Annotated in this window: 14 protein-coding genes; 3 read left to right on the top strand and 11 right to left on the bottom strand. The window is 33.3% G+C overall.

Annotation, left to right across the window (positions count from 1 at the left end; genetic code table 11):
* Positions 1-72: 72 nt before the first annotated feature.
* The 4 genes from IR010_RS09460 to IR010_RS09445 all read right to left on the bottom strand — a co-directional run bounded on the left by IR010_RS09460 (position 73) and on the right by IR010_RS09445 (position 3,476).
* On the bottom strand, positions 73-807 hold the full coding sequence (locus tag IR010_RS09460) for a head GIN domain-containing protein (protein WP_194603286.1): 735 nt from the start codon (positions 805-807) through the stop codon (positions 73-75).
* 11 nt (positions 808-818) lie between these two features.
* Entirely contained in the window at positions 819-2,558 is a 1,740-nt protein-coding gene (locus tag IR010_RS09455; RefSeq protein ID WP_029272240.1) for a PspC domain-containing protein, read from the bottom strand.
* A 2-nt stretch (positions 2,559-2,560) separates the two neighbouring features.
* Positions 2,561-2,893: a PadR family transcriptional regulator gene (locus IR010_RS09450; RefSeq protein ID WP_017498072.1), complete on the bottom strand. Its 333-nt coding sequence runs from the start codon at positions 2,891-2,893 to the stop codon at positions 2,561-2,563.
* A 127-nt stretch (positions 2,894-3,020) separates the two neighbouring features.
* Complete coding sequence (locus IR010_RS09445; protein ID WP_194568493.1) at positions 3,021-3,476, bottom strand: DUF4870 domain-containing protein; 456 nt, start codon at positions 3,474-3,476, stop codon at positions 3,021-3,023.
* A 255-nt stretch (positions 3,477-3,731) separates the two neighbouring features.
* Here IR010_RS09445 and IR010_RS09440 point away from each other — a divergent pair, with 255 nt between their 5' ends.
* Positions 3,732-4,184, top strand: a complete 453-nt coding sequence (locus tag IR010_RS09440; RefSeq protein WP_194568491.1) for a DUF4442 domain-containing protein — start codon at positions 3,732-3,734, stop codon at positions 4,182-4,184.
* A 75-nt stretch (positions 4,185-4,259) separates the two neighbouring features.
* On the opposite strand, the gene IR010_RS09435 is transcribed toward IR010_RS09440, so the two are convergent.
* The 7 genes from IR010_RS09435 to IR010_RS09405 all read right to left on the bottom strand — a co-directional run bounded on the left by IR010_RS09435 (position 4,260) and on the right by IR010_RS09405 (position 12,132).
* Positions 4,260-4,505, bottom strand: a complete 246-nt coding sequence (locus tag IR010_RS09435) for a hypothetical protein (RefSeq protein WP_194603283.1) — start codon at positions 4,503-4,505, stop codon at positions 4,260-4,262.
* 185 nt (positions 4,506-4,690) lie between these two features.
* Positions 4,691-6,928: a multicopper oxidase domain-containing protein gene (locus IR010_RS09430; protein WP_194603281.1), complete on the bottom strand. Its 2,238-nt coding sequence runs from the start codon at positions 6,926-6,928 to the stop codon at positions 4,691-4,693.
* Positions 6,929-6,937: 9 nt separating this feature from the next.
* Entirely contained in the window at positions 6,938-9,466 is a 2,529-nt protein-coding gene (locus IR010_RS09425) for a heavy metal translocating P-type ATPase (RefSeq protein WP_194603278.1), read from the bottom strand.
* 190 nt (positions 9,467-9,656) lie between these two features.
* A complete protein-coding gene (locus IR010_RS09420; protein WP_194568478.1) occupies positions 9,657-10,217 on the bottom strand; it encodes a helix-turn-helix domain-containing protein in 561 nt (186 codons plus the stop codon).
* Between the two features lie 2 nt (positions 10,218-10,219).
* A complete protein-coding gene (locus IR010_RS09415) occupies positions 10,220-10,747 on the bottom strand; it encodes a DUF3347 domain-containing protein (protein ID WP_029272247.1) in 528 nt (175 codons plus the stop codon).
* A 94-nt stretch (positions 10,748-10,841) separates the two neighbouring features.
* Positions 10,842-11,228 carry a hypothetical protein gene (locus IR010_RS09410; RefSeq protein ID WP_228515133.1) on the bottom strand — a complete coding sequence of 129 codons (387 nt, stop codon included), beginning with the start codon at positions 11,226-11,228 and terminating at the stop codon, positions 10,842-10,844.
* Positions 11,229-11,298: 70 nt separating this feature from the next.
* Positions 11,299-12,132: an AraC family transcriptional regulator gene (locus tag IR010_RS09405; protein WP_029272249.1), complete on the bottom strand. Its 834-nt coding sequence runs from the start codon at positions 12,130-12,132 to the stop codon at positions 11,299-11,301.
* Between the two features lie 102 nt (positions 12,133-12,234).
* On the opposite strand from IR010_RS09405, the gene IR010_RS09400 reads away from it, so the two are divergent.
* Positions 12,235-13,401, top strand: coding sequence for an MFS transporter (locus tag IR010_RS09400; RefSeq protein WP_194603275.1), 1,167 nt, complete (start codon positions 12,235-12,237; stop codon positions 13,399-13,401).
* A gap of 555 nt (positions 13,402-13,956) precedes the next feature.
* Positions 13,957-17,160, top strand: a complete 3,204-nt coding sequence (locus tag IR010_RS09395; RefSeq protein ID WP_194603272.1) for a SusC/RagA family TonB-linked outer membrane protein — start codon at positions 13,957-13,959, stop codon at positions 17,158-17,160.
* Position 17,161: the final 1 nt, after the last annotated feature.

Here is a 17,161-nt window from a genome sequence, read left to right as displayed (position 1 = left end):
TGATTTTGACAAATATAAAAAAATCATCCACTTTTGATGAATGATTTTCTTTATATTTAACAGATATGTTTGTTATTCTTGGCTGATGGTTCCTCCTGAATTTGAAGTTTTTTCAATTGTTTTAGGAGTTGTATCATAATTGATGTTTCCGCCGCTTGATGCTTCTGCTTTCAAACTTACAATAGGATGCACATTTACGCTTCCGCCGCTTGATGCTTCTGCATGTACATCATTTGCAAGTAATTTTTGTGCATTAATGCTTGCGCCACTAGAGGCTGAAGTTTTGATTTTTAATGCTTTTCCTTCAATATTAATTGAGCTTCCACTTCCAGAATCAGCAGTAATATTATCCGATTCTATATTTACATCCATTGTAGCTGCGCTTGAAGTTTCTAGATCTATATCTTGTCCTTGAAGTACATTTTTGCTTTGTAAAGATGCTGCGCTTGACGCTTCTAATTTATCAATAATAGGCATTTTTACAGTCACCTTTTTCTTTGTAACATCTCTAAAAGAACTGAATTTGCATTTAATGATCAAAGTTCCGTTTTCTACTTTTGTTATAATCTCTTTTTGTAGATTATCATCCGCTTCAACAATAATTTCAGTCGAATCAGATTGGATGATTTCAACCTCGATTGCATTGCTTACGGATACATTTTTAAAGTCACCTTCAACAATTCTTTTTTCAGTTGTAACATTGCCGCTGCCTTTAATTGAGTTCACGTTAAAATTACATGAGGCAAACAATAATGCGATAACAGTTGCAATAATAAATTTCGTAATATGAATAATTATTTTAATCATGGCTTTAGTTTTTAGTTGATTTTGATTATAACTCCGTTTTTATCAGTGGTTAGCTTTCCTTTAGTTTTTTTTCCGTTTAAAACTTCTTTTCCGTTGATTTTAATCGAAACTTCTTTGACAGTATCATTGTCAATTGTGTTAACTTCAGTATCATCGCTGTCATAGTCTACATCTCCATGATCATCTTCATCTGCTGGACAATTCAAGCATTTTATTTTAGAACCTTCTACTTTATAGTTGTAATCACCGCTAAAGTGCAGGTTGAAAAAATCATTATCAGAGTCATCGTAATCTTGTACAGATGCATCTGGTTTAAATAATTGGCCTTCTGGCAAGTACAAATATACATCAACTTCTTGACCTCTAAACTTATTTTTTACATCTGTTAAAAAATAATTATCAAGTACTAAATGATTTCCATTGATCTGAAATTTATAGTCTATTTTTTCAGCTCTTTGTTTTGCAGCTATAAAAGAATTTCCTCTTGCTGTTTTCTCAATCTGCAAATAAGGAGTCTTTTCATCAGTATGCAATACATGCAAACGAACGTCGTTTGAGTAGATTAATTGATGATTTGCTGAATCCTGAACAAATTCAAATTCTCTATGATGATCCAAGTCTTTTGCATAATAATCATTGTATCTAAATTTTACATACAAAGTGTCTTTTGCAGTAATCCCTATTGCTTTTTTCTCGATCGTTTTGTTGTCGTATGAAATTTCAGTTGCTTGTTTGATTCCAATACTGATCGCAATTGCAACTGCTATAATCCAAATAGCCAACAAAGTATATTTTGTAATATTCCCGATAGATTTTAAGTTTGGAGATAATAATTTGAAACCTAAAAGCGTTAAAAAGAAGAACGGAATTCCAACTACAAGGAACATTAATAAACCAAATGACCAAATAGGATATTGTGTAAAGTTTCCGGCTTCAATAAAATTCTGCCAAGGAAAATCAATAAAGATATTTGTTCCTAAAGTAAACACTCCAATTAATAATAAAATCAAAGTAGAGATACCGCTCATGATTAAAATTACGCCTAAAAATTTAGCGAAGATTTTAAAAACCGTCATGATAAAGTCTCCAAATGAACTACTTATTCTCTCAGCTCCCGACTTTACTTGGTTTCCCATTGCATCATAATCTGCATTTTTAAATTTATCAGATAATGACTCAAGTTCTTCACGAACCTTTTTTTCAATATTCGAAATTGTTACTGGTTCCCCTGTCATTTCTAGTTTTTCAGAAGTTGTGACAGCTTCTGGAGTAACAATCCAAAGAACGAAATAAGCTAAAATTCCAGTTCCAAAACCTGCGAACACAAATACTAAGAATACGATTTTTATCCAAACAGCGTCGATTCCAAAATAATGTCCTAAACCAGTTGCAACACCACCAATCATTCCTTTCTCTTTATCACGGTATAATTTTTTGTGTTTTCTTGCACCGTAATCATTAAAAGACTGATTTGTTTTTTCCTCGTCTTCAATAATGTAGTCTTCTGGTTGTCCCATCACTGCAATCACTTCGTCAACGTCTTTCAGTCCAACAACATGTTTTTCGCTTTTTTGTTTTTCTGTTAATAATTCAGAAACGCGCATTTCGATATCTTTAATGATTTCATCTTGTCCAGATGAACTGTTAAGTGATCGTTTTATGGCGTCAAAATAGCGCGTTAATTTTAAGTATGCATCTTCATCGATGTGAAAAAACATGCCTCCTAAGTTTATATTTACTGTTTTGTTCATGACTATTGATTTTGATTGGTGATTAGTTTTACAGCGTCAGACAATTCTGTCCAAGTGCCGCTAAGTTCGTTTAAAAATGTTTGTCCTATTTCGGTTAATCCATAATATTTTCGTGGTGGTCCTGAAGTCGATTCTTCCCAGCGATAATTCAGTAAACCGTCGTTTTTCAATCGGGTTAAGAGCGGATAAACGGTGCCCTCAACAACTAATAATTTTGCGTTTTTTAAAGTGTCTAATATTTCTGAGGTGTACGCGTCTTTTTCTTTCAATACAGATAAGATGCAAAACTCAAGAACACCTTTGCGCATCTGTGCTTTTGTGTTTTCAATGTTCATAATTTCATTTTGTTTTTTTTAGATTGAACAATTCGTTTTTTGATTGATGATGATGATTGATGATTGATTCGAAACTATACTGATGATGGTCAGGTTTTGTTCGTATATAACTTTTAATTTTAACTGATTACTTTATAAAAGGAATCGTAAGCGGATATTTATATAATTCTCCGTTTGACGCTTTTATAGAAGCATAAATCACTAAAAAGAATTCAACAAATTTCAGCAATCCAAAAAGTAAAACCGCTGTCAGGCCAATACTTATTAATCCAATATTTCCTTGAAAATCAAAATTTCTGATAACGAAATTTTCGTCGTTAAAAACAGCTTCCATCGGAATGTTCTGTAAAAAAACAGTTAAGAAAATCGGTATTGCGATTAAAGCCAAAACTAAAGTGTAAAGCAATAAGCTCAATTGAAAATTCAATGTCTGTTTTCCGTGGTGATTTACAAATTCTGATTTGTCTTTGTAGCTCGTCCAGATTAATATTGGAAAAATATAATTTCCAAAAGGAATGATGTATTGAGTTAATGTACTCAAATGCGTGAACGTTGCAGTGTTCTTTTCTGATGTTGTTTCCATGATGAGTGGTGTTGATGTTTCCATGATTAAAAGTATATAGTAATTTCTTATGCAAATATATATCCAAAAGACAGTATCTTGTTTTACATAGTACCAAATATTAACAAAATTTTAACAATGTTAAAGTTTTGATTGCTATTATAATTAGCTGAAAATCATTCTGAATAGCTGATTTTATTGAGTCTTTTGTAAAAACAAATCAATTTATTGTGCGTGCATAGTTTTTTTGTATTTTTACATAAAAAATTAAATCACATGGCAGTTTCAGTTTCTAAACTCAATAAATTTGTATTATTCAAATTACCATCTGCATACATTTGCGGGGTGCGCGTAAAAGCAATCGACAAAGATAGATGTGTAGTAAGTGTAAAACACAGATGGATAAATCAGAATCCGTTTAACTCAATGTATTTTGCCGTTCAGGCCATGGCGGCTGAATTAACAACTGGTGCATTGGTGATTTCGCAAATTCAGGAAAGCGGCAGAAAAATTTCTATGCTAGTAGCGAATAATAAAGGAAACTTTACCAAAAAAGCAACAGGAAGGATAACTTTTGTTTGTAATGACGGGCATTTAATTGCTGATGCTATAAAGAAAACAATTGAAACAGGCGAGGGACAGACCTTCTGGATGAAATCTATAGGAACGGATGAAAAGGGCGTTCAAGTTTCTGAAATGGATTTTGAATGGAGTGTTCGTGTGAAATAATTATCTGATTCAGAATTTTAAATATAAAAAAAGACCTCAAATTATTTGAGGTCTTTTTTGTTGAAATAAATCTAATTATGCTTTTGCACAACAGCTTACTTTACCTTTTCTAGGAACATCCATATTGCATGTTTTCCCGGCTGCTTTACATTTTGCTTTACACTTTTCGATATCCGCAGCGGTCATTTTTTTAGCTTCGGTTGCTTTTTTAGAACAGCAAGACTCTTTTTTTGCGGCTTCTTTTTTTACAACTTTTGCATCTTGTGCGTTAACTCCAATTGAAAATAATGCAATTGTTAGAATTGTGATTATTTTTGTCATTTTGTATGTTTTACTCTTTGTTTTTTGTTTGAAAAATCTTTTGATAGTTCAAATATAATAACATTTAAAAGAGCTGAATATTGTCTGCTAGTTAATGTTTTTATAATAATTTTGATTGCTAATTTTTTGATTAGCTACAGATTAAAAATATTCTTACAGATTTAATACGTGTAATATGGTTTCGTTTAATAACTCAAATTCATACCAAAACCAATCCCCATGTCGCTGTCATAATGTGTAGTAATTCCAAAATTTCTTCCGACTATATATTTTACACCAGCCATATATTCTTTGTCTGTATTCCACATTAAATTCATTCGTAGACGTTTGGAAAGCGGAATGTCTTTTCTTTCAAATTGAAGTCGCACATTTCCATCCGTATAAACTTCAACTTGCGCTTTTACAAGCATTGGCAGCATATACTCAACACCAGCGCTAAAAACAGAACGATTGTCCTTAGTATTTGTTTGTCCAAATAGATTTTGTTCCTGTTCATCCATTCCCATTTTTCTGTAACGCCAGTCAAAACCTATAAAAGGCATAAGCCATTGATTTTTTCCAATGTAACGGCCAACATGCGTTTCCGTTTCATAACCGTGCATGTCATTATACCCCAATCTCCATTCTGTTCCAATGCTCCAACGTGTGTTGCTGTACATGGCTTCTCCGTCGTTTCCGTTTGAGGCAAAATCATTTTCGCCCATAAAATGAAACATTCGATCATCCATTTTTAGCATTTTGTAGGCCATTTCAGGATGATGAATCAACGGATTTGGAGCTGAATTTTCATAACTAAAAATACGGCCCATGCCTGCCATCATGTGATATAAAATGTGACAATGAAAAAACCAATCGCCATCTGCATTTGCTTGAAACTCGATCGTGTCGGTTTCCATTGGCATAATATCGATGACATTTTTTAATGGAGCATAATCGCCGTGCTCATTAATAATTCTGAAATCATGTCCGTGCAAATGCATGGGGTGGCGCATCATAGATCCGTTATACAATACGATACGAACGTTCTCGCCTTTTTTGATTAAGATTTTATCCGTTTCAGAAACTACTTTATTGTCTAAGCTCCAAACATAACGATTCATATTTCCGGATAATTCAAATCGTAATTCTTTTACGGGCGTATCTTTTGGAAGCGTTGTTATGTTTGGAGATTTTAGCATTCCGTAATTCAGCGTCGTAATCTCGGCAGTTTCTGTAGTATCGCTTGACATTTCCATGCCTTCCATTTTATGATCAGAATGGTTTTCTGTTTTTTCAGATGTGTCTTCTTCAGAAATTTCAGGATACATTACGGCATTCATATCCATTTTATTGAGGGACATTTTCATGCCCATATCATTCATTTCGCCGTTCATTCTCATCATATCGTTCATCATTTTCATGCCTTCAAAATATTTTAATTTTGGAAGATGAGAAACGGGCTGTTTAATTCCATTTCCTAAAAACAAAGAAGCTGATCCTGTTCTGTCTTCGGCTGTAGCCAAAAAAGCATAAGATTTATTGTCTTCCGGAATCGTAACCACAACATCATAAGTTTCAGAAACAGCAATGATTAATCGATCGACTTCTACAGGTTCAACATCATTGCCATCGCTGGCCACAACCGTTATTTTTCCACCGCCGTAAGTCAGCCAGAAATAACTTGAAGCACCTCCGTTTGCAATTCGCAATCTGACTTTTTCGCCAGGTTTAAATTGCGAAAGCTGTGCTTCATTTTTTCCATTAATTAAAAACTTCTCATAATAAACATCACTGACATCCATCGCGTTCATGCGTTTCCATTCGTTGGTGACTTTTGTTGAGAATTGTCCTTTTTTAATAGCTTCAGCATAACTTTGAGTAGTTCCTTTTTTTATGGCAAACCAATCGTTGGCATTGTGAAGCATTCGCTGGATATTCTCTGGCTTGAGATCCGTCCATTCGCTTAAAATCAAAGGAACTGTTGGTAAATCGTCAATGCCTTTTCTAAAAGTTGGATCATCTTTCTTTTTGTTGATGATAAAAAGTCCATACAAACCAATTTGTTCCTGCAATCCAGAATGGCTGTGATACCAATAGGTTCCGTTTTGAATAATCGGGAAAGTATATTTATGAATTGTACCGGGCTTAATTGGCATTTGGGTCAGATACGGAACTCCATCTTCTTTGTTTGGAAGAAATAGGCCATGCCAATGCAGTGCTGTATCTTCGTTTTTTAAATCGTTGTGGACATAAATTTCAGCAATATCACCTTCTGTAAAAGTTAAGGTCGGCATCGGAATTTTTCCATTAACAGTAAGAGCATGTTTTTGTTTTCCGGAGAAATTCGCAATCGTATCGCGAACGTGTAAATCGTAACGAACAATTTTTTGTGCTTTTGCTGTCATGGCGATCAAAAAGGCAATATATATAATATGTAATTTCATTTTTAATTTTTAAAGGTTTAGATTTCTTAACCGCAAAGCATTTGCAATTACCGAAACCGAACTTAAGCTCATTGCTAAAGCAGCTAACATTGGAGAAAGTAAAATCCCGAATGCAGGATATAAAATTCCTGCCGCAATTGGAATTCCCAGAATATTATATACAAAAGCAAAAAATAGATTTTGTTTTATGTTTCTCATTACTGCATAACTCAATTTCTTTGCTTTTACAATTCCGGCTAAGTCGCCTTTTACCAGAGTTATTTTTGCACTTTGTATGGCAACATCAGTTCCGGTTCCCATGGCTATTCCAATATCGGCTTGTGCTAAAGCCGGAGCATCATTAATTCCGTCACCGGCCATTGCTACAATTTTACCCTCAGACTGCAAGCGCTGAATTTCTTTTAGCTTGTCTTCTGGAAGGCAATCCGCTTTGAAAGAACTTAAATGCAGTTGATCCGCAACAGCTTTGCCTGTATTTTTATTATCTCCAGTCAGCATAATTACCTCAACACCTTGATCAATTAAATCTTTAATGGCTTTGATACTGCTTTTTTTAATAGCATCTGTAATGGTAATATACCCTGTAATACTATTGTTTATTGCGATGTATGAAACCGTTTTTCCTAAATTTTGCTCGGCTGTAATTTTGCTTTCAAAATCATCAGATATCGAAGCGTTGATCTGAATCATTAGTTTTTTATTTCCTAATGCTATTTTTACATTATTAACTGTTCCTAAAACTCCTTTTCCGGCAACAGCTTCAAAATCAGGAACTTCGAACAAAGATTGTTTTTTTTCTTTAGCATAATTTACAACCGCCTGTGCCAAAGGATGTTCGCTGTTTTGATTTAGCGAAGCAATGTTTTGCAACAGAATATCTTCGTTGTTATCGATTGCATAAATTTTTTCTACAGTTGGTTTTCCTTCTGTAATTGTTCCGGTTTTATCTGTAATTAAAACATCAATTTTACTCATGTTTTCTAGTGCTTCGGCATTTTTTATCAAAATTCCGTGCTGTGCGCCTTTTCCAACGCCAACCATAACAGACATTGGTGTTGCCAATCCTAAAGCACAAGGGCAGGCAATAATTAAAACAGCGATTGCATTTATTAATCCGTAAATGTAAGAAGGCTCTGGACCAAATTTAGCCCAAAGAATAAAAGTCAATACAGAAATAGCAACAACTGTTGGAACGAAATATTTTGCTACACGGTCTGCTAATTTCTGTATAGGAGCTCTAGAACGGCTGGCATCATTTACCATTTTAATAATCTGTGAAAGCAATGTTTCAGATCCTACTTTTTCGGCAATCATAACAAATGATTTTGTTCCATTTATCGTTCCTGAAATTACATTGTCTCCAATTTTTTTGTCGACCGGAATTGGTTCGCCAGTGATCATTGCTTCATCAATACTACTTTCGCCAGATGTAATTTTTCCGTCAACCGGAATTTTTTCACCTGGTTTTACTCTCAGCAAATCATCTTTTTTAATATCGTGAATTGAAATTGTTTTGTCATTTCCGTTTTCTACCAACGTCGCTTCGGTTGGAGCCAATTTTAGTAATTCTTTTATTGCTCCGTTTGTTTGTCCGTGAGCTTTGGCTTCCAATAATTGACCTAGCAAAACCAGTGTTATGATAACTGATGCTGCTTCAAAATAAAGATGAATAGTTCCGTGATGCGATTTAAATTCTGATGGAAAGAGATCTGGAAAGAACATTCCGGCAACGCTGAATAAAAAAGCAACGCTTGTTCCTAATCCTATTAAGGTAAACATGTTTAAATTCCAGCTAATAATTGATTTCCAGGCACGAATAAAAAACATCCAGCCAGCATAAAAAAGCACTGGAATTGAAAATAAAAACTGAACCCAATTCCATTTTTCTATCGACATTATAGAAAAAAGGGGATTATTAGGGATCATTTCCGACATTGAAATAATAAAGATTGGAATCGTAAATAGAATTGCAATCTTCATTTTTTTTAATAAGTCGGTATAGGTTTTATTTTCTTCAGATTCAGAAGCCTGAACGGCAACCAAATCCATTCCGCAAATTGGGCATTCACCAGGTTTATCAGAAATGATTTCAGGATGCATAGGACAGGTAAATTGTGTTCCAATTTCGATTTGAGGCACTAAATCCATTCCGCAAACAGGACAATCTCCTGGCTTGTTATAGGTTTTATTTCCTTCACAATGCATTGGGCAATAAAATACTCCCGTAGTACTATGATGCGTTAGAATTGTTTTATGTTCATGAATTTCAGCAATATCCTTTTTTTGACTTGAGCAACAAGATTTAATAGGTACTGCTGCTGTATTTTTAGGAGAAGTCATTTCAATAATATACTTTCCCGCTTCTGATAATGCTTTTTGCAGTTTTTCAGTCGAAATATGGTTCTCCATTTTTATGGTTGCCAACGGGGGATTTAAAGTCACCTCGGCTTGAATTCCTTCAACAGTATTCAGCGTTTTTTCAACTTTTTTACGACAGCCATCACATGACATTCCTGAAATTATATATTGGTGAGTCATTGTTTTATTTTTTAGGATTACAATGCAAATTTGCGAACTAAGCCTGAGTTCGGTTTGTATAATTTTGGGAATGATTTGCAAGATTTACAAATTTTTTAACCGTAAAGATTTACGCAAGACATACAAGTAAAAAACAAGAAATCTTAGCGTCCCGAGGCTTCGGGATTGCGTTTAAATACCACAGCTAAATCTACAAATTCTCAATCTGAATTCGTTTTTTATCCTTCAATTGTTTGAAATAAGTAGGAGTAAAACCAGTGATTTTTTTGAATTGGTTGCTCAAATGTGCCACATTGCTGTAATTTAAAATATCAGCAATTTCGCTTAGCGAGAGTTCATTATAAATTAAAAGCTCTTTTACCTTCTCTATTTTTTGGCTTATAAAATACTTTTCTATAGTTGTATTTTCTATTTCCGAAAATAAATTACTTAAAGTATTATAATCCTGATGGAGGTTTTCTGCCAAATAATCAGATAGATTGATTTTGAGTTCATTGTTTTTATGATGAACCAAATCAATAATCAAAGTTTTTATTTTTTCGATTGTTTTGCTTTTTTTGTCATCAATCAAATCAAAACCCAAAGCATGGAGATGTGTTAAAAGTATACTTTTTTGATCTTCGGTAATCGAATCCTGCAGTTCAACTTCGCCTAGTTCCACAGAAATAGTGTGAAGTCCGAGTTTTTCGAACTCAGACTTCACAACCATTTTACATCGACTACACACCATGTTTTTGATGTATAGCTTCATGGTTATTTGATGGTTTCTACAACATTTCCACAAGTCAACATTGAAGATCCGTAGTATGGATTCTTAACTGCTTTTTCTTTGCTCAACCAATCTGCATCTGCCATTGGACAATATTGTTTATAGACAACCTGATTAGATTTTGAAACTTTAATTAAGTCGTAAGTACTTTTTGAAAGTGATTTGAAAGTATCGCGTTGTTTTTTAAGATCTGAAGTTGCTGAAATACTTTTAGCATCTGCAGTTAGTTTTTTTACAACCTTCATCCAGGCAGTATGTTCATCTGCTTTTAATTTATCCATTTTTACGGCAGTAATGGCAGTCAATAAATCTTTGGCTTTCGCCGAAGTTAATTTGGCATCGCTTTTTATCAATGCGTCTTTTACTGTAAAATAAGCATCATAAATAGTTTGTAACTGACTTGAATCAACGACGTCATTTGTTATTTCTGATTGTTTCGAATTTGCCTGAATGTTATTTGCAGAGAATAATAATATGATTGCTATTGCTATAGTTGCTATTGAATTTTTCATTTTGATAATTTTATATAGTTTAAATAATTTTTCTTAGAGTCTTAGTGCCTTTTTTGGCAATTACTAGACCCACTTATGGCTGTCAAAAATGCAATTACTTTATTTTTGGCGGCGCCCAAATAGAAGTAAAACCATCAGAAATGCTGTCGGTTTTATGATATGAAATAGATTTATTTAAAGAGAAATTAAATAGATTGTTATGGAAATCAAATTCATTTATGGTAATCAGGCTAAATTGTAAAGCTGTTGAGGTACAACTAGAATGATCACACTTTCCGTTACAGCCATGCTGATCTTTTTTAGAATCTTGTTTTTTCTGACAACAATCTTTTTTACAGGAATTTTGAGCTTCTCCTTTTGAATTTACTTTCTTTTCGCAAGAAGATTTTTCAGAAGTTCGACCACACGCATAACCAGAAGTTGGCATTACGAATAAACCAATCGTTATGATTAATAATAATATGTGGATTTTTTTCGCCAATGTAAATGCTTTTGAATTACAAATTTAGATATTTTTTATTGGAGTAACTACTTATTTAAGATTTCTATAATCAAGTTTTCTTAAAATCTGTAGGTTTCATGTTTTTTCTCTTTTTAAAATAGTTAGACAAATGACTTTCATCTGTAAAACCAAACTCATAAGCAATTTGTTTAATCGGTAGTTGATTGTTATGAATACGTTTTTCGATTAAAGTAGTTCTCAAATTATGAATATAATCCCGATAACTAATTGCGAACGTTCTTTTGAAATAAGCACTAAAATAAGTTTCCGCAATATTAAAATGATTTGCAATAACTTTAATCTGTACCATTTTAGGGTTGTAAATATTCTGATGAATATAAGAAGTGATTTGTTCGTTATCAATAGAATTTCCCTTAACTACAACATTCATCCCACGCAAAGTTTCCTTTATTAATCCAAAAATTGAAAGAATCTGATAAAAAACAATAGGCGAGGTAGAAACATCTGTTTTGCAATTATAGGCGGCAATGTTTTCGATAGTATTTTTTAATATTGTTTTGCAGGGATCATCTAATTTTAAAACCCTTTCTTTTAGTGTTTTATCGCGCATGAAACTCTCTGGAGTATGAATTAAAAACTCATCGCAAGTAAGGTTCTGCTTCGAGTTGAAATAGTTATCAGTAAATTTAATATAGAAAAATCGAGTGCTTTTTTTAATATCAAAATAGTGTTCATCTTCTGGTGAAATTACAAACAAATCTCCCGTTTTATAAGGCAATAAGTTGTTATTCAAATGATGAACTCCGTTTCCTTTTTTAATATAGATGATTTCGTAGTAAGTATGCGTATGTGGAGGAAGGTGAAATTTCTCATCTTCAAATTCATCTATGACCAGAGTTTTAAATTGATTTAATATCGGCATAACTTAAATTTACAAGTTTATATCGCAAATATACAACTTATTTTAAGGTAAGCGGAGGTAAATTTGCAGTATAGAAAGTCTAATACTTTCTTGTAAAATCAAATGAAAAAAAGTCTTATTGCACTCTCATTAGGAGGTTTGACAATCGGTATTACCGAGTTTGTTATGATGGGTTTGTTGCCAGATATTGCCTCAGATATGAAAGTTTCGATTCCGGTAGCTGGATATTTAATTTCTGCTTATGCTTTGGGAGTTGTAATTGGTGCTCCATTATTGGTTATTCTTGGAAGAAATTTTGCTCCAAAAAAAATGCTTTTAATTTTAGCATTAATGTTAACGGTTTTTAATGCGCTTTCGATTATTGCGCCAACTTATAACTTTTTATTTGCTTCCAGATTTCTTTCCGGATTACCGCACGGCGCTTTCTTTGGTGTTGGAGCTGTAGTCGCAAGCCGTTTGGCAGATAAAGGCAAAGAAGCACAAGCCATTGCTATTATGTTTTCAGGATTAACATTGGCAAACTTAATAGGTGTGCCAATTGGTACTTATATAGGACATCATTTTATTTGGCGTTATACCTTTATATTAATAGCAATTGTAGGTTTGCTTACATTTTTATTTATTTCTTTATGGATGCCAAAATTAGATAAAGGAGAAACTGTCAATATGAAAACACAGTTGTTGTTTTTTAAAAAGACAGAAGCTTGGCTCATTATCGGTATTACAGCAATTGGATTTGGAGGATTATTTGCCTGGATTAGCTATATCGCTCCTTTATTAATTAATGTGTCTAAATTTTCTGCAGAAGATGTTTCTTATATTTTAATATTAGCTGGACTCGGAATGGTTGTCGGAAACTTTGCCGGAGGAAAACTAGCCGATAAATTTTCGCCAGCACCAACCACATTAGCTTTGTTGTTTGTAATGTCTATCGATTTAATTTTAGTTTACTTTTTCTCATTTAACCAATACGCTTCTTTATTGCTGACATTTTTGACTGGCGCAATTTCATTTTCAGTTATTGCACCAATACAAATGCTAATGATTAGAACTGCAACAGGCGCAGAGATGATTGCCTCGGCTTCGCTTCAAGGAAGTTTTAATATAGGTAACGCCTTAGGTGCTTTTTTAGGCGGATTACCTTTAGCGGCAGGTTATAGTTTTGCTTCGCCAAATCTTATTGGTGTTGGCATGTCGGTTATCGGAATGATCATTACTTTGGTTTTAATGCGAAAACACAAAGCTAACTTGCAGTTGCAGAGCGCTTAAAAAATCAACTTTTAAAAAATATAAACCCTTAAACATAAAGTTTAAGGTTTTTTTGTGCCTTTCCGAAACCTAAATTAATTCTAAAAAATTTAATCTGTAAGAATTGATTGGTTTATTTCTTTTTGTAGTACAGTTGCTTTTCTTTTTAAAATAAAACGTACTGGCTGATAATACAATAATTATTTTTCATGTAATCGATTGTTTTTTTAATAAAAATGAAACAAATCAATATTTAGGAATAATATATTTAATATTTTTTCATAATATAAATTACATATGTCGTATAAAAAACAACCTTTATTTTTGATATATAATTTTTTTTAGCAAATTTTTATGAATTTTAATTTTTTATATGAAAAAAATATTTATGTTTGTGTAATCGATTACAAGATTGGCTGCAATGTTAAAATAAAAAATTTAAATTTTAACGAAATCGATTGAAAAACCGTACTGCTGTTGATGTAAGAAAGTTTTAAACTGTAAGAAATTAAAAAATTAGAATAAAAAAAACCACTAAAAAACCATAAAACCAATTAATAACTTAAACAATAAACCATGAATTTTAAAGATTTATTTAATAAAGGAGCAAACTATTGTTTTGTTTTCTTGTTGTGCTTATTGATGAGCAATCGAATGAGTGCGCAGAATGTAACACTAGAAGGTACCGTTAAGGATGCTCAAGGTTTAGGCCTTCCGGGTGTTAATGTACTTGAGAAAGGAACAAAGAATGGGACTTCTACAGATTTTGACGGGCACTATAGATTAAAGCTTACAAATACCAAAGGAGTAATCTCTTTTTCATTTATAGGTTTTAAAACAAAAGAAGTTCCTGCAACTGGAAAAACTAAAATTGATGTTGTTTTGTCTGAAGACTCTAATAACTTAAATGAAGTTGTGGTTGTTGGATATTCTAGTGTTAAAAAACAAGATTTAACAGGTGCAGTTTCTGTAGTTTCTGGGAATGACTTAAGAAAAAATCCCGTAGCTAATTTAGCAGAAGCGCTTACTGGGCGTGTTGCCGGAGTTCAGGTAACGTCTTCTGAAGGTTCTCCAGATTCTGAAATCAAAATTAGAATTCGTGGCGGCGGATCATTAACACAAGACAGTGCGCCGCTTATTTTAGTAGACGGATTTCCTGTAAATAGTATGAACGACGTTCCGGCTGCTGATGTAGAATCTCAAACTATTTTGAAAGACGCCTCGTCAACTGCAATTTATGGTTCTAGAGGAGCAAATGGAGTAATTTTGATTACTACAAAAAGAGGTAAAAACGGAACAATATCGGTAAACTATAATATGTTCTATGGTATGAAAACCATGGCAAAACAAATTGATGTTCTTGATCCGCAAGATTTTGTAAAATGGCAATATGAATATGCATTATTAGATAATGACATTCCATCGTACGAAAAATATTTTGGAAGCTACCAAGACAGAGATTTATATAATGGTGTAAAAGGTGATAATTGGCAGAAACAAATTTACGGGCGTACTGGAGAAGTTCAAAGCCGTGATTTAGGAATACGTGGTGGTTCTGATAAAATCAACTTTAATTTTAATTATGCTCATTACGATGAAAAAGCGATCATGATTGGTTCAGATTTTAAAAGAAATAACCTTTCGCTGGCTTTAAACAGCAAAGCTTCTGGTAAAATCGATCTTGCTTTTACAATGCGTTACGCAGATACAGAAATAAACGGAGGCGGACTTAACGAACAAAAAGAAGTTTCTTCTGCAGATGCTCGTTTGCGTCATGCGGTTGGTTATTCTCCAATTCCATTGCCTGGATTAACAACAGATAACACAGATGAAGCTGTTTCTAGCTATCTTGTAAATCCTTTTGTTGCAACAGCAGATACAGATCGCCAGCAAAACAGAAAAGTATTTAATATGCTTGGAAGTTTTTCTTGGAAAATAATTAAAGATCTTCAGTTTAAATCAGAATTCGGATTAGATAATTTCTATTATCAAGATTATCGTTTTTACGGAAGAAGCACATATTATGTAAATAACGTTCCTGCATCTGAAAACCAAGGTATGCCGGCACTTACTATCGGAGATCGTAAAGATTACAGATTTAGAAATGCAAACACGCTTACTTACGATTTTAGTAAGTTTCTTGGAGAAAATCATCATTTGAAAGTTCTTGCAGGAGAAGAGATGATCAATTCTACTTCAAATCAAGTAATGACTGTACTTCATGGTTTTCCAAAGTTTTTTGATTTTGATCAATCAAAAAAATTAACAACGCAAGGAAAACCAAATTCTGTTGATAATTACTATAGTCCAGATGATAAATTGCTTTCGTTTTTTGGAAGTATGAATTATGACTACAAAGATCGCTACTTGTTTACAGCAACTTACCGTGCGGATGGTTCTAGCAGATTCTTAGGCGATAATCGTTGGGGATATTTTCCGGCAGCTGCTGTAGCTTGGAAAATTTCTTCTGAGAATTTCTTGAAAGATGTATCTTGGATCAACTTGCTTAAACTTAGATTAAGTTATGGAGAAGCTGGAAACAATAATATTCCGGTAGGACAAACAGTTCAAAATTTTGAATCTTCTACTACAACATGGATCAATGGTGTTGGAAGTTATTGGGCAGCATCAAAAACATTGGCTAATCCTGATTTGAAATGGGAAACGACAGTAACTCAAAACTTAGGTCTTGATTTTGATTTCTTTAAAGGCCGTGTAACGGGATCGCTAGAAGCTTATAAAAATGTTACTAAAGATCTTTTAATCAATTTTCCAGTTCCAGGAACAGGTTATGATTTTCAATACAGAAATATGGGGGAAACTCAAAACAAAGGTTTTGAGGCTACTGTAAATCTTGCGATAATAGAAAAACCTAATTACGGATTAAGCTTTTCTTTTAATATTGGTGTAAATGAAAATAAAATCAATTCACTTGGTGTAATGAGCAACTTTGGTGCCAATACAAACTGGGCATCTACTCAAATTGGAAATGATTTCGCAGTAAACGTTGGTTCTCCAATTGGTTTAATGTATGGTTATAAAAACGATGGCCGTTATGAAGTTTCTGACTTCGATTATAACGGAACAGCTTATACTTTGAAAGCTGGAGTTGCAAATGCTTCAACTGTAGTTGGAAATGTGCAGCCAGGTTATATGAAATTAAAAGATCTAAATGGTGATGGTGTTGTTAATAACAGTGATCAAACTGTGATTGGAAATGCTAATCCAAAAAGTTCTGGAGGTTTTGCAATCAATGCTAATGCTTACGGATTTGATCTTTCGGCTGGTTTTAACTACAGCATTGGAAATGACATCTACAACGCAAACAAAATTGAGTTTACAACTTCTAACCAAAACGGACAATACAGAAACTTAAGTTCAGAAATGGCAGATGGAAAAAGATGGACAAATCTTAATGTTGAAACAGGCCAATTAGTAACAGATCCTACTGCTTTAGCAGCATTAAATGCTAACACAACAATGTGGTCACCGTATATGAATCGATTTGTTTTTAGTGACTGGGCTGTTGAAGATGGTTCTTTCTTAAGACTTAATACTTTAACATTAGGTTATACTGCACCAAATTCATTTATTAATGCAGTGGGCGCAACTAAATTGAGATTTTACCTGACAGCTACAAACGTTTTTGTTATTACAAACTATTCAGGTCCAGATCCAGAGGTTTCTACAAGAAGAAATACGCCTCTTACGCCAGGTGTTGATTATTCAGCTTATCCGCGCAGCAGACAATTGGTTTTTGGTTTAAACCTAAGTTTTTAAT

This window comes from Flavobacterium sp. MR2016-29, assembly GCF_015350695.1.
Lineage (GTDB): Bacteria > Bacteroidota > Bacteroidia > Flavobacteriales > Flavobacteriaceae > Flavobacterium.
The sequence above is the reverse complement of the archived record's forward strand: the minus strand, read 5'-3'. Positions and strand labels throughout refer to the sequence as shown.

What these genes read in the sequence shown, in the direction of transcription:
- IR010_RS09460 (WP_194603286.1), bottom strand. Translation starts at nt 807, where the DNA reads ATGATTAAAATAATTATTCATATTACGAAATTTATTATTGCAACTGTT.
- IR010_RS09455 (WP_029272240.1), bottom strand. Translation starts at nt 2,558, where the DNA reads ATGAACAAAACAGTAAATATAAACTTAGGAGGCATGTTTTTTCACATC.
- IR010_RS09450 (WP_017498072.1), bottom strand. Translation starts at nt 2,893, where the DNA reads ATGAACATTGAAAACACAAAAGCACAGATGCGCAAAGGTGTTCTTGAG.
- IR010_RS09445 (WP_194568493.1), bottom strand. Translation starts at nt 3,476, where the DNA reads ATGGAAACAACATCAGAAAAGAACACTGCAACGTTCACGCATTTGAGT.
- IR010_RS09440 (WP_194568491.1), top strand. Translation starts at nt 3,732, where the DNA reads ATGGCAGTTTCAGTTTCTAAACTCAATAAATTTGTATTATTCAAATTA.
- IR010_RS09435 (WP_194603283.1), bottom strand. Translation starts at nt 4,505, where the DNA reads ATGACAAAAATAATCACAATTCTAACAATTGCATTATTTTCAATTGGA.
- IR010_RS09430 (WP_194603281.1), bottom strand. Translation starts at nt 6,928, where the DNA reads ATGAAATTACATATTATATATATTGCCTTTTTGATCGCCATGACAGCA.
- IR010_RS09425 (WP_194603278.1), bottom strand. Translation starts at nt 9,466, where the DNA reads ATGACTCACCAATATATAATTTCAGGAATGTCATGTGATGGCTGTCGT.
- IR010_RS09420 (WP_194568478.1), bottom strand. Translation starts at nt 10,217, where the DNA reads ATGAAGCTATACATCAAAAACATGGTGTGTAGTCGATGTAAAATGGTT.
- IR010_RS09415 (WP_029272247.1), bottom strand. Translation starts at nt 10,747, where the DNA reads ATGAAAAATTCAATAGCAACTATAGCAATAGCAATCATATTATTATTC.
- IR010_RS09405 (WP_029272249.1), bottom strand. Translation starts at nt 12,132, where the DNA reads ATGCCGATATTAAATCAATTTAAAACTCTGGTCATAGATGAATTTGAA.
- IR010_RS09400 (WP_194603275.1), top strand. Translation starts at nt 12,235, where the DNA reads ATGAAAAAAAGTCTTATTGCACTCTCATTAGGAGGTTTGACAATCGGT.
- IR010_RS09395 (WP_194603272.1), top strand. Translation starts at nt 13,957, where the DNA reads ATGAATTTTAAAGATTTATTTAATAAAGGAGCAAACTATTGTTTTGTT.